Consider the following 20748-nt stretch of genomic DNA (forward strand, 5'->3'; position numbering starts at 1 on the left):
CTTGCGTTATATTTTCCGACTAATTGAACCACGCTTAGTTCATGCAGCGTCGTCCCTGTGCAGTTCAAACAGCAGCAGCGACCTGTTGGTGACCATGAATTGGCTGGCCAGGTCATGTTGTTCTTCATGACTAAGCTCAGGGCGGTGGGTATCGAGCAAACAGATCCAATGCGTCCCCTGGGGGACTTCGGGCAGATGGAAATTCACCACATCGTCATGTGCGTTGAAGAGCATCAGCATGGTCGAATCATCCCCTTTGCGGCGCATGCCAGTGGGTCGCGCACGTCCATCCAGCAGCATGCCGAGGCATTTGGCGTTCGGGTCCTGCCACTGGTCTTCGTTCATCTCCGAACCGTCGGGCGACAGCCAAGTGACGTCCTTGACCTCCAGCTCCTCATCGTAGTCGCCGACCAGAAAGCGACCGCGGCGCAGGATCGGATAAGCCTTGCGTAACTTGATCACCCGGCGGGTGAAGGCGAGCAAACTGCGGCCTTCATCGTCAATATCCCAATGGATCCAGCCGAGTTCGTTGTCCTGGCAGTAGACGTTGTTGTTGCCCTGTTGCGTGCGGCTGAACTCATCCCCGGCGAGCAGCATCGGCGTGCCCTGGGAGAGCAGCAATGTCGCCATCAGGTTGCGCATCTGGCGGGCCCGCAGTTCGCGGATCTCCGGGTCGTCTGTAGGGCCTTCACAGCCATGATTATGCGAGTGGTTATTGTCGTTGCCGTCGTTGTTGTCTTCACCATTGGCTTCGTTATGTTTTTGGTCATAACTGACCACGTCCCGTAGCGTGAATCCGTCATGGGCGGTGATGAAATTGATCGAGGCGAACGGCCTGCGCCCGCGCTCGTTGAAAAAGTCGCCTGATGCGGTGAGGCGGCTGGCCAGTTCGCCGAGCTGGTTTTCCTGGCCCATCCAGTAGGCACGAACCGTATCGCGAAAGCGGTCGTTCCATTCCATCCAGCCCGGTGGAAACCCGCCTACCTGATAGCCACCAGGGCCACAGTCCCAGGGTTCGGCAATCAGTTTTACCTGGCTGAGAATCGGGTCCTGGCGGCAGGCGACAAGAAAACCGTGGCGTTCATCAAAGCCATGGGCATGCCGGGCCAAGATGGTCGCCAGGTCGAAGCGGAAGCCATCGACCTGCATCTCCGTGGCCCAGTAGCGCAGGGAATCCGTGACCATCTGCAGTACGCAGGGGTGGCCCATATCCAGCGTGTTACCGGTGCCGGAATCGTTGATGTAGTAGCGTTTTTCCTCGGGCATCAGCCGGTAATAGGTGGCATTGTCGATTCCGCGCATGGACAGCGTCGGCCCTAGCTCATTGCCTTCGGCAGTATGGTTGTAAACCACATCCAGCAGCACCTCGAGGCCGGCCTCATGCATTTGCGCGACCATCTCCTTGAATTCGGCAACGCGACCACTGGCTAGATAACGCGGATGGGGGGCAAAGAAACCGATGCTGTTGTAGCCCCAATAGTTGTTCAGGTCCTTGTCCAGCAGGTGCTGGTCATTGACGAAGGCGTGGATTGGCAGTAGCTCGACACTGGACACGCCGAGCGATTTGATGTGTTTGATGATCTCCGGGTTCTTCAGGCCAGCGAAGGTACCGCGGAAATGCTCCGGCACATCGGGGTGCAGCATGCTGGTGCCGCGCACGTGGGTTTCGTAGATGATGGTATTGTTCCAGGGCACCTGAACCTTGTGCTGCTCGCCCCAGGTAAAGGCCGGATCAATGACCTTGGCCTTGGGCACAAAAGGCGCACTGTCGCGCTCGTCGAAGCTCAGATCGGCATCCGGTGAACCGATTGTGTAACCGAACAGACTTTCGTCCCAGCGCAGTTCACCCACCAGTTGCTTGGCATAGGGGTCTATCAGCAACTTGTTGTGGTTGAAACGGTGCCCGGCCTGGGGATCATACGGGCCATAAACGCGGTACCCGTAGATCTGCCCAGGGTGTGCATCTGGCAGATAACCGTGCCATATCTCGTTGGTGTACTCCGGCAGTGCAATGCGTTCCAGCTCCACCTCGCCCTTATGATCAAACAGGCAAAGTTCGACGCGGGTGGCGTGCGCGGAAAACAGGGCGAAGTTGACACCCAGGCCATCCCAGGTGGCACCGAGGGGGAAGGGCAGGCCCTCCTTGACGCGTGAGCGTTGGGTTGCTTGGAACTGGGCACGCACGGACTGCCGGGGCTTTGTCATTTAGGTATCTCGCAATTATTGATCAGTGGGCTTCCGGGGCTTACTGGTATTGGCTGCTTTCTCGGCAGTGGCTGTCGGTTTTTTCGCAGATGCTTTGCGAGCGCCCGGGGTACCCAGCAGCGCTGGTTTTTCTGCCTGAGTTTCAGCGAGCGTAGGGGGCTTGCGGGTGCGCTTTGCCTTGCCGGGTGGCGCCGCGGTCTCACCGTGGCTTTCACTTTCCACCAGTTCGCGCGCCAGAGCCCAGTGTTCCTCGGTTTTACCTTCTGGGCGACCCTCGTTTTCCCAAAGCTGATAAGCGAGTTCACGCACGCGTTGTTCATTATTGCTCATGGGTTGACTCCTTTTGATGATGATCAAGAACTGATGAGTAGGGCGACAGGAAAAGGCGCCAGCAAAGTACCCACGGTCAATGTTTCTTGCCCTGAGTGCTGCTGAGTTGGACCTAGCACGCTGGTCCAAGTGCGATCTTTCAGATGACCGGGCATCTGAATGCGGGTATCGCCCCAGCGCTCCACAGCAACCTGCGGAAAAGCCTGGCGTGCGACCAAATCAGAGGCCAGACGCGGCACCAGGACCAGCAACAGGCGGCCCTGATATTCACGCAAAAAGGCCAGAGCCTGGTGCTTTTGCGACCCCTCCATTTCCAACGGCAGATAACTGCCAGAGCTGAATAGCTGTGGATCTGCTTTACGCTGCTGCAAGGTACGCGCGATCAGATATTGCTTGATCCGACCGTCGCGCCAATGCATCAACAGCTCTCGCTCGGACACAGGCTCGGCTAGAGCAGCTATTCGCGCCGGGTAATCCACAGGCCGGCGGTTATCCGGATCCACCAGGCTGAAATCCCAGAACTCGGTGCCTTGGTAAAAATCTGGCACGCCGGGGCAACAGAGTTTCAGCAGGCACTGGGCAAGACCATTGAGTGCGCCAGCCGGAGCAAGCTCATCAGCGGCCTTTGCAAGGCTGGTGCGCAGTGGGGTGGCCTCCGGTTGTTCGAACAGGGCTTTTAGATACTGCTGGCAAGCCTCCTCATAGGTGCGATTCGGGGCGGTCCAGCCACTGTGCAGCTTGGCTTCGCGTAGCGCCTTCTCCTGCCAGCCCTGGAGCCGTTGGGCGTAGTCCTGGCGCTGGGCGCTGTCTTCGATGTCCAGATCAAGTGGCCAGCTTGCGAGTATCGACTGGAACAGCATCAGCTCATCCGCAGGGGAGGGTGCCTGTTCCTCGGCCATCTGGCTGCGCAGAGGCGCGGCCAGGTTGCGCCACTGGCGGGTTTTTTCCGTGTACCAGGCGCTGCGCTCACTGACCACCGGCAGCCGCGCACGGGTATCTTCTCCGCGCTTGTGATCATGGGTGGCGGTGGCCAACAGGCTGTTTGGGCAGGCCAGGGCGCGCGCCACATTGAAGGCGTGGAAGGCCTCGATCGAGGAGGCAAAGTGTTGTGGATCAAAGCCTACGTCGTTACGCGACAACAATGCGCCGTAACGATAGAAAGCGGTATCTTCCACCGCTTTGGCGGCAGCCGGCGCGGTGAGCTGGTGAAAGCGAGTCAGTGTGCGTTGGCGTAATGAACGGTAGGGTCCGGGAGGCAATTGTGCCAATGGTTCGGCACCCAGCCAGGCGTTGAGCTGTTCCAGCAGCGCCGAATCGGCTTCCGGCAAGCTGTTCTTGGCGCCCTGCAGCGCTTGCTGGAACACCGCCTCATCTGCCTGACTGCGCCCCGCGGCGGCGGCATAGGTGCGGTAAACCGGAAAGTGCGCGACCAGCTCGAGCAGACCGCGGCGGATGGCATTCAAGGTGATGTCGCGCGTGGCAAGGTCCGCGCGGGCAATCTGCAAAAGATTGTCGGATACACTATCGAAATCACTTGCCAGAGAATGAGTCAGCACCAGTCTGCGCGCCTGCTCCACCTCGCGCATAAAGTTTGCCGGGCGGCCGGTCAGCCTGTGCCAGTGAGCCTGCAAGGGGTGACCACCCATGGGGTCATGCTGCAGCAGCGAGACCTGGTTCATGAACTCATAGCCAGTCGTGCCATCGGCGCCCCATTGCGGCTCCAGCACTTCACCTGCGCCGAGTATTTTCTCCACGTGAATCGGAAAGGGGAGGGCGTCAGGAGCGCATATTTGTTCGACGCGACGGCGCAGCCTGCGGCAGTAGGCCCGCGGATTGGCCAGGCCGTCGATATGATCGATGCGCAGACCGTCAACTTTGCCATCGCTGATTAGCTGGAACACCTTCGCATGGCTGGCTTCGAACACGTCACCACGCTCGGCGCGCAGGCTGATCAATTCGTTGATATCGAAAAACCGCCGCCAATTGATCTCGTCGTTGGCCGTGCGCCAGTTGGCCAGCCGATAGTGTTGGCGCTCAAGCAGCTGATGGAGTCGATCATGCCGCTCTCCGGCTTCTTGCGGGTCGGGGTTGAAATGCGCCAGCGCGTAGTGAATCAGATCGTCGGTAGGGCCTTCCTGGCATAGCGCGACCAGTTCCTGACAGAGCGCTGATGCCTGGCTGAGTGGGTCAGCGGCATCCTCGAGCGCGTCGAAACGGATCCCCAGGTCGTTCAATCGGGCATCCTGGGTATGCTGCAGAATGCTGCCGTAGCTGGGGGGCGTGAGCGGCACACGGTGGTCGAAATAGTGCAGGCAAAATTGTCCAGCTTTTTGGTCCAGCACTACTTTCAACTCGCCTGCGCTCAGCTCTGCAGCGTAGTCGGTGGCCAGGATAGGCAGCAGCACGCGGCCCTTGAGCAACGGATTGGGGCTGTCCCATTGAATATCGAAGAACTCCGCGTAGGGGCTAGCCCGGCCCCATTCCAACACGCTCCGCCACCAGGGATTGAGGTGAGTGACCGCCATATGGTTGGGCACGATATCCAGTATCAGGCCCATGTTCCGTGCACGGAGTCCGCTGACGAGGCGATCAAAAGCGGGCTCCCCACCCAGCTCTGGATCGATCCGGGTGGGGTCTATCACGTCATAACCGTGGGTCGAACCGGGCTTTGCGGTCAGCAGCGGTGAGGCATAAACATGGCTGATGCCCAGATCAGCAAAGTAGTCGAGCAGCAGCAGCGCATCATCCAGCGTGAACTCCGGATGAAACTGCAGCCGTACCGTGGCTCTTAATGGGGTCATGGCTTTGCTTTCTCTACTGTGTCTGCCGGTGTTGATTGCGGGCTTTGTGGCGGCGCGGCCTCGACTGCGAGCCTGACGTTGTTAAGCCGGGCCAGTCGTTCGGCCGTGCGCGCATCGTCAAGCATTTGCTCTACTGGCTGGGACCAGCGTCGGCGCCAGTTCGGATGTTCATCGCCGGGCCCTGGCAGGTTGGGTTGTTCTGCGCTGGCCAGAGCGTCCTCAAGAGGCAACAGCACCAGTGGTGCCGGCGTTCTGCCGATAAAGCCAATGGCGGCGGTGAGTTGTTGCTCGGGGTTCGTCGTCGGTTGGAGTAGTTCGCCTGCATCCAGCAACGCCTGATGCAAAGCGCTCTTGTCGATTTCGCGCTGCTCGCGATCCTGTTGGCTTTGCTCCGAATCACGTTGGCCAATCTGTTCTCGCCACTCAATGTCGCGGCCGTTGAACCAGCCCATCAAGCTCGGCAGATCATGGGTGGTGGTGGTGGCCAGCGCCGCATTCGACCATCTTTCCGGGGCGACGAAGTGGCCACCCTCATGTTCGAACTGCAACACGCGCATGCCGAGCAAATGCTTGTCCGTCAGGCTGGCGCGTAGTTCAGGGGCCACCGTGCCCAGATCCTCACCAATGACCAATGCATGATGGCGCCAGGATTCCAGAGCGACCAGGTGCAGAAGGTCGTTCAATGGATAGTTGAGGTAGGCCCCGGCAGAGGAGGGTGCCCCTCGGGGAATCACCCACAGACGCTGTAAGCCCATGACATGGTCAATGCGGATACCGCCCGCGTGGGCCAGGTTGGCTCGCAGCATATCGATAAAGGCGCTGTAACCCTGGCGTCTTAAGCCATCGGGTGAGAACGCTGAGACGCCCCAGTCCTGGCCCTGCTGGTTGAGGATATCCGGTGGTGCACCCACGCTGACGTCTGCCAGCAACTGGGTTTGTCGGGCCCAGGCAAGACTGCCTGTGCCATCGGCGCCCACTGCCAGATCGGCGATCACGCCGATATGCATGCCACTGCTACGGGCGACTGACTGTACCCGTTCCAGGCTACAGACGGTCAACCATTGGCAGAACGCGTGGAAATCAACCTCGTGTCTATGCTCCCGGGCGAAATTGTCTACGGCCGCGCCATTCGGGTCGCGATAAGGCTCGGGCCATTGACGCCAATCACCGGCTTGTCCGCTTGCGAGCATATGCGCATGCAACGCTTCGAACCGGCAGTGCTGTTCCAGCGTGTCGCCAATACGCTTACAGAAATGGCTGAAATCCTTCGTCAGTGGGTTACTGGCTTTGCAGAACTCTTGGTACAGGTGTCGCCATAGCTGTCCGCGCACTTTGGCCACACCAACCCAGTCAATCAGGGGTAGCTGTTCAAGCCGATTCCATTCTTGCCGCAGGCCGGTGTCCTCAAGCGCCTGCTGCACCAGGGCGTCACCCAATACTCGGGCGGGCGCGGCATACAACGGATTCAGCAACAGTCGGCTTGAGGGTGAATAGGGGCTGTATTGTTCCGGGCGGGCACTGAACATGGCGTGGATCGGGCTGATGGCTATCGCATCCGCACCTTTACTTGCGGCCTGCCTGACCAGCGTCTCCAGCGCCAGAGTATCGCCCAGGCCGCCATCACCTGGGCGGCGGAGCGAATATAGCTGAGCAGACAACCCCCAGATGTGACTGCGCTGCCCCTCGGTGAGCTGGCTGACGCTCTGGCAGCTAGGCGGCGCCGTGGCCAGGGTCAGCTTGGTCTCTGCGATCAGGAGTTGGTGATAGCCGCAGCTAGCGATCGGTGGCAAACGACCTTGTTCATCCAGTCGGCCGCTAAGAGTGCCGCCCTGTTCCAGCTGTATTCTAAATGCGCTGCCCGCCGGGAACCGCTCGTGCAATGAACAGGGGCGATCGACCAGCGCCATGACCAGAGGGCCTTCTTTGGCCAGACGCAGCCGTTCGCGCTGTTCGGCCAGGCTAGAACGAATCTGCTTCTCGTTCTGCGCGGGAAGGCCCAGGGCGCCAAGGACCCCCTGCAATGCCTCAGGCGTCAGTTGTTGTGGTTGGCCGAAGGCGTCATCCCAGCGCAGCGTGATGCCGACGGTTTCGGCCAGTTCTATGAGCGATGTATCGTTCATGTCTCGGCCTCCACGCTGACAACCACGCTAAGTGGCGGTAGATGATCGGCGGCGTCGCCGTAACCGAATATCACCTCGGCAGTTTTGGCCATGGGCGGGATAGCCACCGACGACTGGGACAAGTTCAGGTCGATGCGCAGCCGGCTCTGATTGCCCAGAATCCAGGAGGCAGTCACCGCTTTGTCGGCCAGTACATGAGCCGCTTCAGCGCGGCTACCGACAAGATGTGGAATGATATATTGATGGCGAAGCTGCAGCAGCCGGCGATAGTAGTCAGTCCACTCCTGATGCTTGGGAAGTTGCAGATCAGACCAGTTTGGCTGAGACGCGTGGAAAGTCGCGGCAGCATTCGGATCAGGTATGTGGTTGCGGGCAACGACGTCGGCAAAGGCGGAAAATTCGGAGAACTCGTTACGCCGGCCTTCGCGCACTGCCTGCGCCAGCTCGTCGTGGTAATCGGTGAAAAACTGAAAGGGTTGTTCGCTGCCCCATTCTTCACCCATGAATAACAGCGGGATCATGGGGCTTAACAACAACAGCGCGGTAGCGGCTTTCAGCGCAGGTTGTTCGGTGAGCTGGATCAAGCGTTCGCCGAGCGCGCGATTACCCACCTGGTCATGATTCTGCAAAAACAGAACAAATGCGGTGGGAGGCAAGCCACCGCTGGGCTCGCCGCGCGCTATGCCATGCCGGTTAGGTTCGCCCTGGTAGACAAAACCTTCCTGCAGGCAGCGGGCGAGTTTCTGTGTGGTGTCCGTGGCGAAGTCAGCGTAGTAACTTTCGCTTTCACCGGTAAGCAGGGCGTGCAGGGTATTGTGCCCGTCGTCGTTCCATTGGGCATCGAACCCTTCGGCCAGCAAACCTGCGTTGTTGTGTTCATTTTCCAGCACCAGGTGCACGTGGCGCTCGGGTGGTAAAACGCGGCGTACCTGGCGGGCAAGTTCCACCAGGAAGCTCCGTTCGCTGATCGCATGTACGGCGTCCAGACGCAGACCGTCGACCCGGTAGTCCTGCAACCACATAAGGGCATTTTCACAGAAGAACGAGCGGACCGCTGGCCGACGAAAATCGATAGCCGGACCCCAGGGAGTCACAATGTCCGTGCGAAAAAAATCCGCAGCGTACTCGCCAAGATAGTTGCCCTCCGGCCCGAAGTGGTTATACACCACATCGACGAACACCATCAGACCCAACGCGTGGGCCTGGTCTATAAGTAGGCGCAATTCCTCGGGTGTGCCGTAGGACGACTGGGGCGCGAAAGGTAATACACCGTCATAACCCCAATTGCGCTCCCCGGGCACTTCATTTAGAGGCATGAGCTCAATCGCGGTAATACCCATCTCGGCTAGTCGCGGCAATTGCGCTTGTATGCCGCTGTAACCGCCCATGGTGCCAGGATGAACTTCGTAGAGCACCGTCTCATGCCAAGGGCGGCCTAGCCAGTCGCTGACGTGCCAGCTATATGAACGCGGGTCGATCACACAACTGGGCCCCGCAGCGCCCTCGGGCTGCCAGCGCGACGCCGGGTCGGGCACCTCCAGCTGCTGATCAATACGGAAACGGTAGCGGCAACCAACAGCCTCGGGCACCCGTGCGGTAAACCAGCCGTCCTGCTCGGCGGCCATGACCACTTCTGGCCTGTCCCCCGCTATCACCCAGTCCGTTATAACCAGGGTGACGTTCCGAGCATTCGGCGCCCAGAGAGAAAAGCGGGTGCTACCATCAGCCTGTACCTGAGCGCCATGTTGTGGGGTCACCGTGTCAGTCTGCGTCACAGTGACTGCGCCCTCTGATCCCGACCCGGCCGAGCGAGACTGGCGAACAAGGATTGTTCCGCCAGACTGTGGTACAGCTGAGCGTAGGGTTTGGCGGCTTGCAGCCAATATTGGGGCGCCTGCATAGCTTTGCAACGCATGGCCTCAAGCAGCGGTGGAAGCAGGTAAGTATTCAACGCCCGCTCTATAGCAGAGGCAAAGCTGCCAGCGGTCATCTCGTCGAACAGGAAACCCGTTTGGTCATCTTCAATGGTGTCCGCCAGCCCACCGGTACGATGGGCTATCGGCAGCGAACCGAAGCACTGCGCATAGCTCTGACTCAGACCACAGGGCTCATAACGCGAAGGCATGAGCAGAAAATCACTGCCAGCGAAAATGCGCCGAGCATCGGGTTCATTGAAGCCGCGATGAAAACCGACATGCTCCGGGAATCGTTGTGCCAACTCGGCGATCATTTGCTCCAGTTCCGGCTGTCCCTGACCGAGTACCACCAGCCGGCCACCGCCCGCGATGATCTGTTCGATAACGCCGGGTAGCAGGTTCAATCCTTTTTGCTCCACCAGGCGGGAAACAATCGAAAACAGCGGGCCCTCCGAGGGTTGCAAACCGAACAGTTGCTCGACATACCGTGTATTGGCACGCCGTGCCTCCCACTCGCCGGCGCTGAAGTTCTGCACCAGATGGCAATCGGTTTGCGGATCCCAGCATTTGTCGATGCCGTTTACAAAGCCGCTAAGCTGCTGATTTTCGGCCCTCTGGCTGAGCAAACCATGCAACCCGCATCCCATCTCGGGTGCGGTGATTTCCCGAGCGTAGGTCTTGCTGACGGTTGTAATGTGATCGGCATAGGTAAGGCCGGCCTTGAGAAACGACAACTTTCCGTAAAACTCAACCCCATCGAGATTCAGCGCCTCAGGGGGCAGGCCCAACTCCACCGCACAGTGCATCTCACACAGACCCTGGTAAGCCAGGTTGTGGACGGTAAACACCGTGGGCGTATGTTGGCCGCGCCAGGTCATGTAAGCCGGGGTGAGAGCTGCGGGCCAGTCATGCGCATGGACCAGATCCGGTTGCCAACTGGGGCAGACCTCACCAGATGCGAGGGCTGCAGCGGCAAGACCAAAGCGCGCGAAGCGTATATGATTATCCGGCCAGTCACGGCCATTGTTGTCGCCATACGGAGTACCAGGACGGTCGTAAAGCTCCGGGCATATGACCACATACAGGGTCAAACCATCTTCAAGTGTCATGCGCCCGATCTGGCAAGGTGGCAGAGCGGCGTAGCCGGGCAAATTGGCGATGACCTGGATCGGGTAGCCGCTATTGATTACCTGCGGGTAGCCAGGGACCATGACCCTGACCCAGTGATACCGCGACAAGGCGCGGGGTAAAGCGGCAGAAACATCGCCCAAGCCGCCGACCTTGACCAGGTCTGCCAGCTCAGACGTAACGAACAAGATTTTCTTGCGATGAATGGGCAGAATATCAACTGGTTCCTGAATCAGGGTAGGCTCGATTGGAGCGTTGTGGGAATTATCTTCAATTGTCTCCTTAGTCAGAGCCTTACCCATGCTGCCATCCTCCGAGCAGTATCAAACTGCAAAAAATTGATCAATGCCGCGTCCGTGACGCAGCTTGCAAGATGCTTATGTATCCAAGAGGCAGTGTCAGTTGAAACAGTTTGAAACAACGCCCTCTATTGAAAATGACCGGCCGGTTTTTCAAAAGTTTCGACTATTTTGGATAGCTGAGTAGAAAAAAATAGCTTGAACTTTTACTGGTGCCGCTAGCTCATTTTTTTATCGACAAGGCGGAGGCAGGCGACGATGTCAGTAGCCCAAAATATAGAAGACGTTATTCAATTCATTAAGCAACGTAAGCTTTTGCTGTGTACCGCAGAGTCTTGCACGGCGGGGCTGGTAGCCTCTCGTGTGGCTGACGTGCCGGGAAGTGGCGCGATCCTTGAAATCAGCTTTACGGTCTATTCGCCAGAAGCAAAGAAACATAATCTCGGTGTTTCGGCGCAGACCATCGATAGATATGGCCTGACCAGCGAAGAAGTTGCCAGTGAGATGGCCCTTGGGGCATTGGCAAACTCCAGAGCAACTATTGCACTGGCCAATACAGGTAAAGCAACTTCAGATGACGAGCTTGACGGCGTGGTTTGCTTTGCTTGCGCAATGGAAGTGGCAAACAAGCGTTATGTGGTGCATGAAACGGTTCACTTTGACGGCAGCCGTAATGAGGTGCGAATGGCTGCCGCAGAATACGTGCTCTTGCATCTTCCGGTTTATTACCAGCAGTTGATGAACAAGAGCCCCAAGTAGGAGGGCCGATATTAGAATCCCGGTGGATGTCGTTCTTTAAGGTAAGGCAACAGCATATTGAAGGCCCTGCTGAAGAAGGCTTCCAGACGACTGTCCATAACCATATCGTTGATCGCAGCAGGAAGGGTTTCCTCATGGCGAGTGGACTGGTCAGCCGCAAAATACTGCTCATGTACTACTCGCTGCTTTTTCTCCTCAGCCAACACCTGATAAGTGCAGGCTTTCGCATCGCCCTGCCGCCGCACGCTCAGGCTTAACCGGGTGAGCGAGGGGTCAATCTGTTCGAAATGCACACTGGCCTCAAGGTTCTGGCTTTTGGCGTAATCGCAAGCTCGGTTGAACCCGGGTAGCCCACAACGTTCAAGGCGTTGCGCCAAGGTTCCCTCGTGAACGTCCTGATGGCTGTCATTGGGCAGATGATCATTCATGGCTTTCTCCTGACTTAGCCTGCGTCGGTGATGATGAAATGCTCAGCTGATTAGAGGGTCAGGACCACCGTTAAGTGCCATGAATGTGTAGGCCGGGGCTCACCTGATTCGCTGGAGCGTGCGATCCGGTGCGGCGCAATTCTCATTTGCGTGGTCTTTGCAATGGTGCCGGTAGCCTGTGGCAAAAACCCCTGATAAGCTCAGGGCTTTATTTCGCCCATTCGGGGCTCATCGATTGAGGTAAGCATGAAGCGTAATTTACTGGCAGCCAGCGTTGCACTCAGTATTCTCACCCTGGCAGGTTGTGGGGAAAAAGAGCCGGAGCTTTCCAGCTCTATCCAGCAGGCCTCCTACGGTATCGGTCTGAACATGGGCGAAAGTCTGCTTAACGATGGTCTGGATGATATCGATCCGGATGCGCTGGCGCTGGGTATGCAAGATGCATTGGGCGGTACTGAGCCACGTTTGAGCGAAGAAGAACTGACCGCGGCATTCACCGAGTTGCAGACGCGCGCTGAAGAGCGCAGCACTGAGCTGGCTGAAGAGGCGTTGTCGGCCAATGAAGACTTTCTGGCGGAGAATGCCAAGCGCGAAGGCGTAACCACCACTGCTTCGGGTCTGCAGTATGAAGTGATCACCGAAGGTGAGGGTGAAGAGCAGCCCGCAGAGAGCGATGTAGTAACAGTGCATTATGAAGGCAAGCTGGTCGACGGAACTGTATTTGATAGCTCCATCAGCCGCGGCGAGCCCGTGGAACTGCCGGTTAATGGCGTCATTCCTGGCTGGGTTGAGACCTTGCAGTTGATGAATGTGGGCGACAAGTGGAAGGTCACCATTCCAAGCGAACTGGCCTATGGCGCGCGTAGCCCGAGCCCGGTGATTCCGCCGAACTCGGTGTTGGTGTTCGAGCTGGAACTACTTGGCATTCAAGGCGACGAATAAGCCTTGCTGACGTAGCGCGAAAGTAACACTGCCTGAGGCTCGAAACAGAGCGTTCGAACCTCAGGGTGTTACTGTTATGCACATTCTGAAGTAACACTCAATAATCTTTTCCCGCTTTATCAGCATTTTCTTCTGCATAATTAAGTAGTTGATTTTAAACGTTTTTATAGTTGGTTAAAAAACATTCATTTTAACCGCTACCGCATTCTTCAAGGCTCCTGGCCTTTTCCCCATACGTTGTGCACAGACTTATCCACAGATGTTGTGGGTAACTGATAAACCTGCCCTGCAGCCCCGTAAATACGTTTGCGCAGGCGATTGCTTGGGCGGAATTACGCTATGGGAGAGGTGATCGGAGTCTGCAGCGATGCTTCGGCATACAGCCAGGAGGCGACTGGCTAAGTCAATAGATAAAAGCGTCGGGGGGAAGAACTACTGCGGATAGGCGGGATAACGCTGTCCCAAACCCGGCCGGCCAAATCAGCCGCACGGGTTTGGGTGGAGAGAGGTTTAACTGGCGTCGGCTACTTGATGTTGCAGCTCCAGCAGGTCGATCAGAATCTGCCCGGTTTCCGCCAGGAAAGGATCCTCTTCGGCGTCATCTTCGTCCGCAGCAACCGGGTTCAGCTCAAGTAATGGATCGGTTTCTTCCAGTTCCTTGAGCGGTTCTTCTCCCTGAGCCACCCGACGCTGGTTTTCCAGCTTCAGCAGGGTCGCGTCGAAGGCTTCCTGTTGCTCACGGCGCACGGCTTCGTTGAGCGGCAGGTATTCGCGATCCTTGATCCCTCGGTCCAGCTCTACCCTGGCGAGCGTGTAGGTAAACTCCGGGTCGTTGGCGGCCCGTAGTTGGTGGCGCTCGTTAAGACGCTTGACGAAGGGGCTGACCTGATTGCCAATAGCGTAGTCAGCCGGCTCAATGGTGTCCCAGGGAAGCGCGCGGGGCAGGTAGCTTTCGCCGATCTCGGTGGTATCGAGCAGCGACGGGTAGGTAATATCTGGCACTACACCGCGATTCTGCGTGCTCTGCCCGGATACACGGTAGAACTTGGCCAGCGTCAGTTTCAGCTCGCCATGGTTCAGCGGTTGAATGGACTGTACGGTGCCTTTGCCAAAAGTAGGCTCACCCACCACTAAAGCGCGGCCGTAGTCCTGCATGGCTCCGGCAAAAATTTCCGAGGCCGAGGCGGACAGGCGGTTGACCAGCACAGCCATGGGGCCCTTGTAGGAAATGCCCGCGTCGGGATCATCCAGCACCTGTACTTGCCCATCGGTGTCGCGTACTTGCACCGTAGGGCCGCGATCAATAAACAGGCCGGTCAGTTCGGTAGCTTCCTGCAGCGAGCCGCCGCCATTGTTACGCAAGTCCAACACCAGGCCATCAACGTTCTCGGCCTCCATCTCCTCAAGCAGGCGGCGCACGTCCCGTGTGGTGCTGCGGTATTCGGGATCACCCCTGCGCTGGGCTTTGAAATCGATGTAAAAACCGGGGACTTCGATCACGCCGATGCGCTGTTCGTTTTCCCCGCTGCCATACTTGATGATGGACGAGGCTGCGGCCTGGTCTTCCAGCTTGACGGCTTCACGCACCAGCACCACTTCACGGCTACTCAAGTCGGTAGGTGGGTTACTAGCCGGAATAACTTCCAGGCGGACGTTGGAGCCTTTGGGGCCGCGAATCAGCTTGACGACTTCGTCAAGACGCCAGCCAACGACGTCGACCATCTCCTTCTCTTCCTGGCCAACGGCAATAATCCGATCAGCAGGCGCCAGTTTCTGGCTTTTTGCAGCGGGACCGGCGGGTACCAGGCGGACGATCTTGGTGAATTCTTCATCGGCCTGGAGCACGGCGCCAATACCTTCGAGCGACAGGCTCATGTTGATATCGAAGTTCTCCGCATTCTCCGGAGACATGTACTGAGTGTGCGGATCATAGACCTGGGCAAAGGCATTGATGTAGTTCTGAAATACATCCTCGCTGCGCGTTTGGGTCAGGCGCAGGGCCTGGCCCTTGTAGCGCTTGCTCAACAGCTCCTGGATGGCGTCCATATCCCGACCCGCCAATTTCAGCCGTAGTACCTCATCCTTGATCTGATGCCGCCATAACTGCAGCAGATCAATATCGGTCGCAACCCATTCAGCCTTTTCACGGTCGGCCAGAATCTGCTGGTCGGAGCTGAAGTCCAGGCTTTGCAGGTCTTCATCAAGCAGGCTGTTGGCAAACTCCAGACGCTGGCTCAAACGCTCTATCTGACGCTTGTGCATTGCAAAACCAATGGTCAGATCGCCGGCGAGCAGGAGATCATCCAGACGATAACGGTACTCTTCGAAGGCTTGAAGATCCTCTGCGGTAAACAAGCTGCGCTGGGGATCCAATTGACGCATATAACCGTCGAAAATGTCGCTCGACAAAGCGTCGTCCAGGCGAATACGGTTGTAGTGATGGCGGCGTAGAAGCTCAACCGTATTCAGGCTGGCTACCATCTGATCACGCGTGGGCTGGATGCTGTCCAGGTCGAGGTTGGCCGGCTGTTCTTCTGCCACGGCATGAGTGCCGATTGCGAAGAACGCAACTAGGCAGGTGGTACGCAGGCTGTTGAAGCGTTTCATCAAGAGAGAGTATCCAGAATTAGATGGAATTCGTGCTTGCCAGTTTAGGCGCAATAAAGGAGGCTGAGTTCCCGTTTTGATTAACACATATTTCACTATGGAGGCACCGTGAGAGGATTGCAAGCTGAGGGCGGCTCCCTGGAATGGCGTGAACAGCCCGCTGTAGAGCTGCAGGATGGGCAGGTACGAGTGGCCATTAAGGCTGCCGGACTGAATCGTGCTGATTTGTTACAGAAGGCGGGGATGTATCCTCCGCCTGCTGGGGTAACGCCGGTACTGGGATTGGAGTGCGCAGGCACCGTTCTGGAGGTCAAGGGCGCGAGTCGCTGGTCCCCGGGCGACCGGGTCTGTGGCCTGTTGGCCGGGGGCGGCATGGCGGAAGAGGTGGTCGTCGATGGCCGGCATCTGTTGCCGGTCCCTGCGGAGTTGAGCTGGGCCGAAGCCGCTGCTCTGCCGGAGGTGTTTGCCACCGCCTGGCTGAACGTGTTCGAGCTGGGCGCGGCGCAACCGGGGGAGAAGGTGCTTATTCATGCTGGTGCCAGCGGGGTAGGTACCGCGGCGATCCAGATATGCAAAGCGCTGGGCAATCCCTGCTGGGTGACGCTGAGCAGTGAAGACAAGCTGCAGGCCTGTATCGCCCTGGGCGCTACCGGCGGGGCTTTGCGCCAGAACGGCATCATGGCCTTGCAGCCTGAAGGTCCGTTCAATGTGGTGCTGGACCCGGTCGGCGGCACTTACGCCGAGCACCATCTAGACCTGATTGCCCTGGATGGTCGTTGGGTAGTTATTGGTTTGATGGGTGGCCGTGAGGCAAAGCTGGATCTGGGCAAGATGCTGGTCAAGCGCATTCAACTGACTGGCTCGACCCTGCGCACCCGCAGCGACAACTACAAGGCGGACCTGCTGGCGCGGATGGAAGAGCGTCTGTGGCCGCTCTTTGCCAAGGGTGAGCTAAAGCCGATGGTAGCCAAAACTTTCAGTTTTGAGCAGGCCGAGGCCGCTTTTGCTGAGCTGGCTGAGGACAAGATCGTCGGTAAGGTGATTCTGGTCAAAGAGTGACTAGTACCAGCGGCAGTCGATGGTATGCCTGCCGCTGGATGTTTCCGCCAGTACCACCGTTCAGATAAGTTGGGCGCTATTAAAGTAGTGCGTCAGCACCTTGATCAAATAAGCCGCATCCTGGCTACCCGCCAACTCCCTAATTGAATGCATGGCAAAGGTCGGCACACCGATATCCACGGTCCTGACACCTAGACGGCTAGCGGTTATTGGCCCGATGGTGCTGCCACAGCCCATATCGCTGCGTACTACAAAACTTTGTACCGGCACCTCGGCCTGATCACACAGATGGCGGAAGAAGGCGGCCGTTTCGCTGTTGGTGGCGTAACGCTGGTTGCTGTTGATCTTGATCACCGGCCCGGCATTCAGCTTGGGCCCATGATTGCCGTCGTGGCGATCGGCAAAATTCGGGTGTACCGCATGGGCGTTGTCGGCAGACACCATCACGGAATGCTGTAATGCGCGAATGCGCTCGGCATTATCGGGTAGCAGGCGCGTCAACACGTCTTCCAGGAAGGGGCCATCCGCGCCGCAGGCGGAGCTGGAGCCAATTTCCTCGTGATCGGTACAGACCAGCACGCAGGGTTGGGCGCCGTCGCTCTCCAGCAGAGCTGTCAGGCCGGCGTGGCACGAGAGCAGGTTGTCGAGCCGTGCAGAGCTGAAAAAGTCGCCCTGCAGTCCCAGGGTCGCGGGAGCTTGGGTATCGTAGAAACTCAGCTCGTAATCCAGCACTTGCTCAGCTTGGCAATCGGGGTATTCGTCCAGCAACTGTTGCTTGAGCAGGTCACGCAGTTGTCGTTTCGGCTCATGGCAATGTGCGAGCAGTGGCGGTAGATCAGTCTGCGCATTAATCGCTACGCCGTCATTGGCCCCGCGATTAAGGTGAATAGCCAGGCTGGGTATGGTCGCGATCGGGCGTTTGAAGTCAATCAACCGGCTGTCCAGGTGCCCATCGCCAGTACGAAAGGTCAAACGACCGGCGAGGGACAGGTCGCGATCAAACCAGGGTGCAAGCAATGCACCCCCGTACACTTCGACGCCCAACTGCCAGAGTCCCTGTTGCTCCAGCTCGGGCTGCGGCTTTACCTTCAGGCAAGGGCTGTCGGTATGCGCACCGGCCAGGCGTATACCGGTGTGCAATTGCTCCGGACGGCCGAGGCTGAAGGCGATCAGTGATGAGCCGTTGCGGGTGACCACGTAGCGCCCACCCTCTTTCAATGCCCAGTCCGTTCGTTCGTCCAGATGTTCATAACCGGCAGCTACCAGCCGCTGCGCCAGTTGCTCGGTAGCATGAAAAGGCGTGGGTGATGCCTGGATGAAATCAGCCAACGACTGGTTGATCGCGGAGTGGGTCATGAAATGGTCCTCGTGTACGTCACGGCTCAAAAGGGAGCGGGGCTTTCAAACAACATGGGCTTGCCATTCACCGGGTGGCGTATACCCAGGCTCGCGGCGTGCAGGGCGAGTCTTGGGCAGGCCGCCAGTGCCTGCTCGTGGGCGTAGAGCTGATCGCCAAGCAACGGATGGCCGATAGATAACATATGCACGCGAAGTTGATGTGAGCGCCCGGTTATCGGGGTGAGCTCGACCCGGCAGTAGTCGGTCTGTCGCTCAAGTACGCGCCAGAATGTCTGCGCGTGCTTGCCGGCCTCATGGTCGACTATATGCCGCGGTTTGTTCGGTGGGTCATAACGCAGCGGCAAATCGATATGCCCGGAATCGGCTTCGGGTTGCCCCCAGCACAGCGCAATATAGGTTTTTTGTGTCTCGCGATCATGGAACTGGCGGGATAACTCACGATGGCTATCGGCGTTTCTGCCCAGAACCAGCAGGCCGGAGGTTTCCCAGTCCAGGCGATGCACGATTCGAGCTTCGGGGTAACCGTTGTCCTGCAGGCGAGTAATCAGGCAGTCCTTGTTGTCCTCCGCACGTCCAGGTACCGATAACAGCATGGACGGCTTACAGACGATCATGAAGGCCGGATCCTCATGCAGGATGCGGATGTCAGTCAGGGGCATGAGCTCACCAGCGGGTTGCACTGGCACCCTGCAGGAGGGTGCCGATTCGTTGCTCAGGGTCCGCTCAGGGACGTTCTGGCAAAGTGATGTTGAGTTCCAGAATGGAGCAATCATCCTGGTTTTCCAGGGCGACGTGCACTTGATCGCGGTCGATCTTCACGTACTTGCTGATCACATCAATGATTTCCTGCTGCAATTGCGGCAGGTAATCAGGCTGTGAGCGCTGGCCCCGCTCGTGCGCAACAATGATCTGCAGGCGCTCCTTGGCCATGGAGGCCGTCGAAGGTGTTTTCTTGCGATCACGGAAATAGTCGAAAAGACTCATTAGCGACCTCCGAACAGGCGCTGCAGAAGGCCTTTCTTTTGTGCCTCAAGGAAGCGGTGCGGCTTTTCTTCGCCGAGCAGACGATCAACGGCATCGCCGTAGGCCTGACCTGCATCGCTGGCTTCATCCATGATCACGGGTACGCCCTGGTTGGAGGCCTTGAGCACCGCCTGGGATTCCGGAATAACACCGAGTAGCGGAATCGAGAGAATATCTTCGACGTCGCTGACCGAGAGCATTTCGCCGTTTTCTACCCGCTCGGGGTTATAACGCGTCAGCAGCAAGTGCTCCTTGATCTTCTCGCCTTTCTCGGCCAGCCGAGATTTGCTCGCCAACAGCCCGAGCATACGGTCGGAGTCACGCACCGAGGATACTTCAGGGTTGGTTACAACCACTGCTTCGTCAGCAAAATACATCGCCAGATGGGCGCCTTTCTCGATACCGGCCGGCGAATCACAGACGATATAGTCGAAAGTTTCTTTCAGCTCGTTGAGTACGCGTTCGACGCCATCTTCGGTCAGGGCATCTTTGTCGCGGGTTTGCGATGCGGGCAGGATAAACAGCTTCTCGCAGCGCTTGTCCTTGATCAGGGTCTGATTCAGGTTTGAATCACCGTTGATAAGATTGACGAAATCATAAACCACGCGGCGCTCGCAGCCCATGATCAGGTCCAGATTACGCAGGCCGACATCAAAGTCGACGATGACGGTTTTGAATCCACGCAGAGCGAGTCCGGTGCCGATGGCAGCGCTGGTAGTGGTTTTGCCCACGCCGCCTTTGCCTGAGGTGACGACAATAACTTTAGCCAAAATGACCTTCCTGTCCGGTATTTGAATGGGTGTTGGAAGCACTGTTGCTGTCCATATGACAAGAGTCATGACAACAGTGCGGCAAAGAGGTTTCGCAATTGCCTGGAAGTTGGCTCAGGCTACGGCTGGCGGGCACCCCGTAATGGTTGCACAGTATCTGTCATAGGGCGGCTATCTTCAAGCTGTCGCCGTCCAGGCTGACATGCACGGCTTCTTTCCAGAGGCTCTTGCGCAGATCTTCTGCAACTTTGTAATGCCCGGCAATGGAGACCAGTTCGGCTTCCAGGGATTGGCAGAAAACCCGAGCTTCAGTATTTCCGCGCACCCCGGCCAGCGCGCGGCCGCGCAACGGCCCATATACGTGGATATTGCCATCAGCCAGGAGTTCGGAGCCGGCACTGACCGGGGCCAGTACCACCAGATCGCCGCCCGGTGCATAGACCTGCTGGCCAGAGCGGATCGGCTGGGTAATGATCTTGTTCGGCACGCCGCCATTGGGCAATGCTTCTGCCACCGGTTCAGGCGCCTGCGGCTGGGTCTCGGCAACCACCTCTGCGGGCTTGTCGCGGCCACGCCCCGGCGGCATCAGTACCAGCCCGCTTTGCTGTGCCAGCGGTCGGAAATTTTCCGAACCACGCAATGCTACGGGTAACAGGCCGTGGTTCTTGCACACCTGCAACAGCCCTGCCAGTGTGCTCAGGTTCATATGCGCGTCAAGCTTTTCCAGGCTGATCACCACGGGGGTATCGCTAAAAAAATTGGGCGCTTGCTGTTTCTTTTCCGCCAACTGTTTGGCGAAGCGCCCGGTGTCAAGGCGAACCACTTCAATCACGGTAACGGTCAGCATGCCGCCTTTGAGATTGAACACGGGTTCTTGTTCGAGCAGGTCTAGATTTGTATCAACAGTCATGTCAGGTCCACAGAGCGCAGTTAGTGGGCACACTTATATAGATTGGCCGCGCTGATCGCAAGCGGTGCGCTGCTTGGGTAGAATGCCCTTTT

The 20748-nt window shown here is 57.9% G+C and carries 16 protein-coding genes; 3 read left to right on the top strand and 13 right to left on the bottom strand.

Going from position 1 to position 20748, the window contains the following annotated elements; genetic code table 11:
- Positions 1-39: 39 nt before the first annotated feature.
- From glgX to glgA, 6 genes are read right to left on the bottom strand one after another with little or no spacing between them, the layout of a single operon-like run.
- A complete protein-coding gene (gene glgX / locus EAO82_RS07875; RefSeq protein WP_096346179.1) occupies positions 40-2205 on the bottom strand; it encodes a glycogen debranching protein GlgX in 2166 nt (721 codons plus the stop codon).
- Positions 2206-2220: 15 nt separating this feature from the next.
- The gene (locus EAO82_RS07880) at positions 2221-2535 is read right to left on the bottom strand and encodes a DUF2934 domain-containing protein (RefSeq protein ID WP_096346178.1); all 315 of its coding nucleotides are present in this window, start codon (positions 2533-2535) and stop codon (positions 2221-2223) included.
- Between the two features lie 23 nt (positions 2536-2558).
- Positions 2559-5336: a malto-oligosyltrehalose synthase gene (gene treY, locus EAO82_RS07885; protein WP_096346177.1), complete on the bottom strand. Its 2778-nt coding sequence runs from the start codon at positions 5334-5336 to the stop codon at positions 2559-2561.
- Positions 5333-7456, bottom strand: a complete 2124-nt coding sequence (gene malQ, locus EAO82_RS07890) for a 4-alpha-glucanotransferase (RefSeq protein WP_096346176.1) — start codon at positions 7454-7456, stop codon at positions 5333-5335. The genes treY and malQ overlap by 4 nt, the downstream gene beginning before the upstream one ends.
- Positions 7453-9231, bottom strand: a complete 1779-nt coding sequence (gene treZ / locus EAO82_RS07895) for a malto-oligosyltrehalose trehalohydrolase (RefSeq protein ID WP_231703308.1) — start codon at positions 9229-9231, stop codon at positions 7453-7455. The genes malQ and treZ overlap by 4 nt, the downstream gene beginning before the upstream one ends.
- On the bottom strand, positions 9228-10802 hold the full coding sequence (gene glgA, locus EAO82_RS07900; RefSeq protein ID WP_096346175.1) for a glycogen synthase GlgA: 1575 nt from the start codon (positions 10800-10802) through the stop codon (positions 9228-9230). Before glgA ends, treZ begins: the two co-directional genes overlap by 4 nt.
- 255 nt (positions 10803-11057) lie before the next feature.
- On the opposite strand from glgA, the gene EAO82_RS07905 reads away from it, so the two are divergent.
- The gene (locus EAO82_RS07905) at positions 11058-11558 is read left to right on the top strand and encodes a CinA family protein (protein ID WP_096346174.1); all 501 of its coding nucleotides are present in this window, start codon (positions 11058-11060) and stop codon (positions 11556-11558) included.
- A gap of 11 nt (positions 11559-11569) precedes the next feature.
- Here EAO82_RS07905 and EAO82_RS07910 read toward each other — a convergent pair whose 3' ends face one another.
- Entirely contained in the window at positions 11570-11986 is a 417-nt protein-coding gene (locus EAO82_RS07910) for a hypothetical protein (RefSeq protein WP_096346173.1), read from the bottom strand.
- 246 nt (positions 11987-12232) lie between these two features.
- Here EAO82_RS07910 and EAO82_RS07915 point away from each other — a divergent pair, with 246 nt between their 5' ends.
- Complete coding sequence (locus EAO82_RS07915; protein WP_096346172.1) at positions 12233-12928, top strand: FKBP-type peptidyl-prolyl cis-trans isomerase; 696 nt, start codon at positions 12233-12235, stop codon at positions 12926-12928.
- 510 nt (positions 12929-13438) lie between these two features.
- Here the strand turns inward: EAO82_RS07915 and EAO82_RS07920 are convergent.
- Positions 13439-15535 carry a carboxy terminal-processing peptidase gene (locus EAO82_RS07920; protein WP_096346171.1) on the bottom strand — a complete coding sequence of 699 codons (2097 nt, stop codon included), beginning with the start codon at positions 15533-15535 and terminating at the stop codon, positions 13439-13441.
- A 108-nt stretch (positions 15536-15643) separates the two neighbouring features.
- On the opposite strand from EAO82_RS07920, the gene EAO82_RS07925 reads away from it, so the two are divergent.
- Positions 15644-16594 (top strand): NAD(P)H-quinone oxidoreductase, encoded by a 951-nt coding sequence (locus EAO82_RS07925; RefSeq protein ID WP_096346170.1) that lies wholly within the window; start codon positions 15644-15646, stop codon positions 16592-16594.
- Positions 16595-16654: 60 nt separating this feature from the next.
- Here the strand turns inward: EAO82_RS07925 and EAO82_RS07930 are convergent, their stop codons facing one another.
- The 5 genes from EAO82_RS07930 to minC all read right to left on the bottom strand — a co-directional run bounded on the left by EAO82_RS07930 (position 16655) and on the right by minC (position 20656).
- Entirely contained in the window at positions 16655-17950 is a 1296-nt protein-coding gene (locus EAO82_RS07930; RefSeq protein WP_096346169.1) for a M18 family aminopeptidase, read from the bottom strand.
- A 26-nt stretch (positions 17951-17976) separates the two neighbouring features.
- Positions 17977-18612 carry an RluA family pseudouridine synthase gene (locus EAO82_RS07935; protein ID WP_096346168.1) on the bottom strand — a complete coding sequence of 212 codons (636 nt, stop codon included), beginning with the start codon at positions 18610-18612 and terminating at the stop codon, positions 17977-17979.
- A gap of 64 nt (positions 18613-18676) precedes the next feature.
- Positions 18677-18937 carry a cell division topological specificity factor MinE gene (gene minE / locus EAO82_RS07940; RefSeq protein WP_096346167.1) on the bottom strand — a complete coding sequence of 87 codons (261 nt, stop codon included), beginning with the start codon at positions 18935-18937 and terminating at the stop codon, positions 18677-18679.
- Positions 18937-19746 carry a septum site-determining protein MinD gene (minD, locus tag EAO82_RS07945; protein WP_096346166.1) on the bottom strand — a complete coding sequence of 270 codons (810 nt, stop codon included), beginning with the start codon at positions 19744-19746 and terminating at the stop codon, positions 18937-18939. The genes minE and minD overlap by 1 nt, the downstream gene beginning before the upstream one ends.
- A gap of 160 nt (positions 19747-19906) precedes the next feature.
- The gene (minC, locus tag EAO82_RS07950; protein ID WP_096346165.1) at positions 19907-20656 is read right to left on the bottom strand and encodes a septum site-determining protein MinC; all 750 of its coding nucleotides are present in this window, start codon (positions 20654-20656) and stop codon (positions 19907-19909) included.
- Positions 20657-20748: the final 92 nt, after the last annotated feature.

The sequence above is a fragment of the Halopseudomonas pelagia genome (genome assembly GCF_009497895.1).
In the GTDB taxonomy this organism is placed as follows: domain Bacteria; phylum Pseudomonadota; class Gammaproteobacteria; order Pseudomonadales; family Pseudomonadaceae; genus Halopseudomonas; species Halopseudomonas pelagia_A.

What these genes read in the sequence shown, in the direction of transcription:
- glgX (WP_096346179.1), bottom strand. Translation starts at nt 2,205, where the DNA reads ATGACAAAGCCCCGGCAGTCCGTGCGTGCCCAGTTCCAAGCAACCCAA.
- EAO82_RS07880 (WP_096346178.1), bottom strand. Translation starts at nt 2,535, where the DNA reads ATGAGCAATAATGAACAACGCGTGCGTGAACTCGCTTATCAGCTTTGG.
- treY (WP_096346177.1), bottom strand. Translation starts at nt 5,336, where the DNA reads ATGACCCCATTAAGAGCCACGGTACGGCTGCAGTTTCATCCGGAGTTC.
- malQ (WP_096346176.1), bottom strand. Translation starts at nt 7,456, where the DNA reads ATGAACGATACATCGCTCATAGAACTGGCCGAAACCGTCGGCATCACG.
- glgA (WP_096346175.1), bottom strand. Translation starts at nt 10,802, where the DNA reads ATGGGTAAGGCTCTGACTAAGGAGACAATTGAAGATAATTCCCACAAC.
- EAO82_RS07905 (WP_096346174.1), top strand. Translation starts at nt 11,058, where the DNA reads ATGTCAGTAGCCCAAAATATAGAAGACGTTATTCAATTCATTAAGCAA.
- EAO82_RS07910 (WP_096346173.1), bottom strand. Translation starts at nt 11,986, where the DNA reads ATGAATGATCATCTGCCCAATGACAGCCATCAGGACGTTCACGAGGGA.
- EAO82_RS07915 (WP_096346172.1), top strand. Translation starts at nt 12,233, where the DNA reads ATGAAGCGTAATTTACTGGCAGCCAGCGTTGCACTCAGTATTCTCACC.
- EAO82_RS07920 (WP_096346171.1), bottom strand. Translation starts at nt 15,535, where the DNA reads ATGAAACGCTTCAACAGCCTGCGTACCACCTGCCTAGTTGCGTTCTTC.
- EAO82_RS07930 (WP_096346169.1), bottom strand. Translation starts at nt 17,950, where the DNA reads ATGACCCACTCCGCGATCAACCAGTCGTTGGCTGATTTCATCCAGGCA.
- EAO82_RS07935 (WP_096346168.1), bottom strand. Translation starts at nt 18,612, where the DNA reads ATGCCCCTGACTGACATCCGCATCCTGCATGAGGATCCGGCCTTCATG.
- minE (WP_096346167.1), bottom strand. Translation starts at nt 18,937, where the DNA reads ATGAGTCTTTTCGACTATTTCCGTGATCGCAAGAAAACACCTTCGACG.
- minC (WP_096346165.1), bottom strand. Translation starts at nt 20,656, where the DNA reads ATGACTGTTGATACAAATCTAGACCTGCTCGAACAAGAACCCGTGTTC.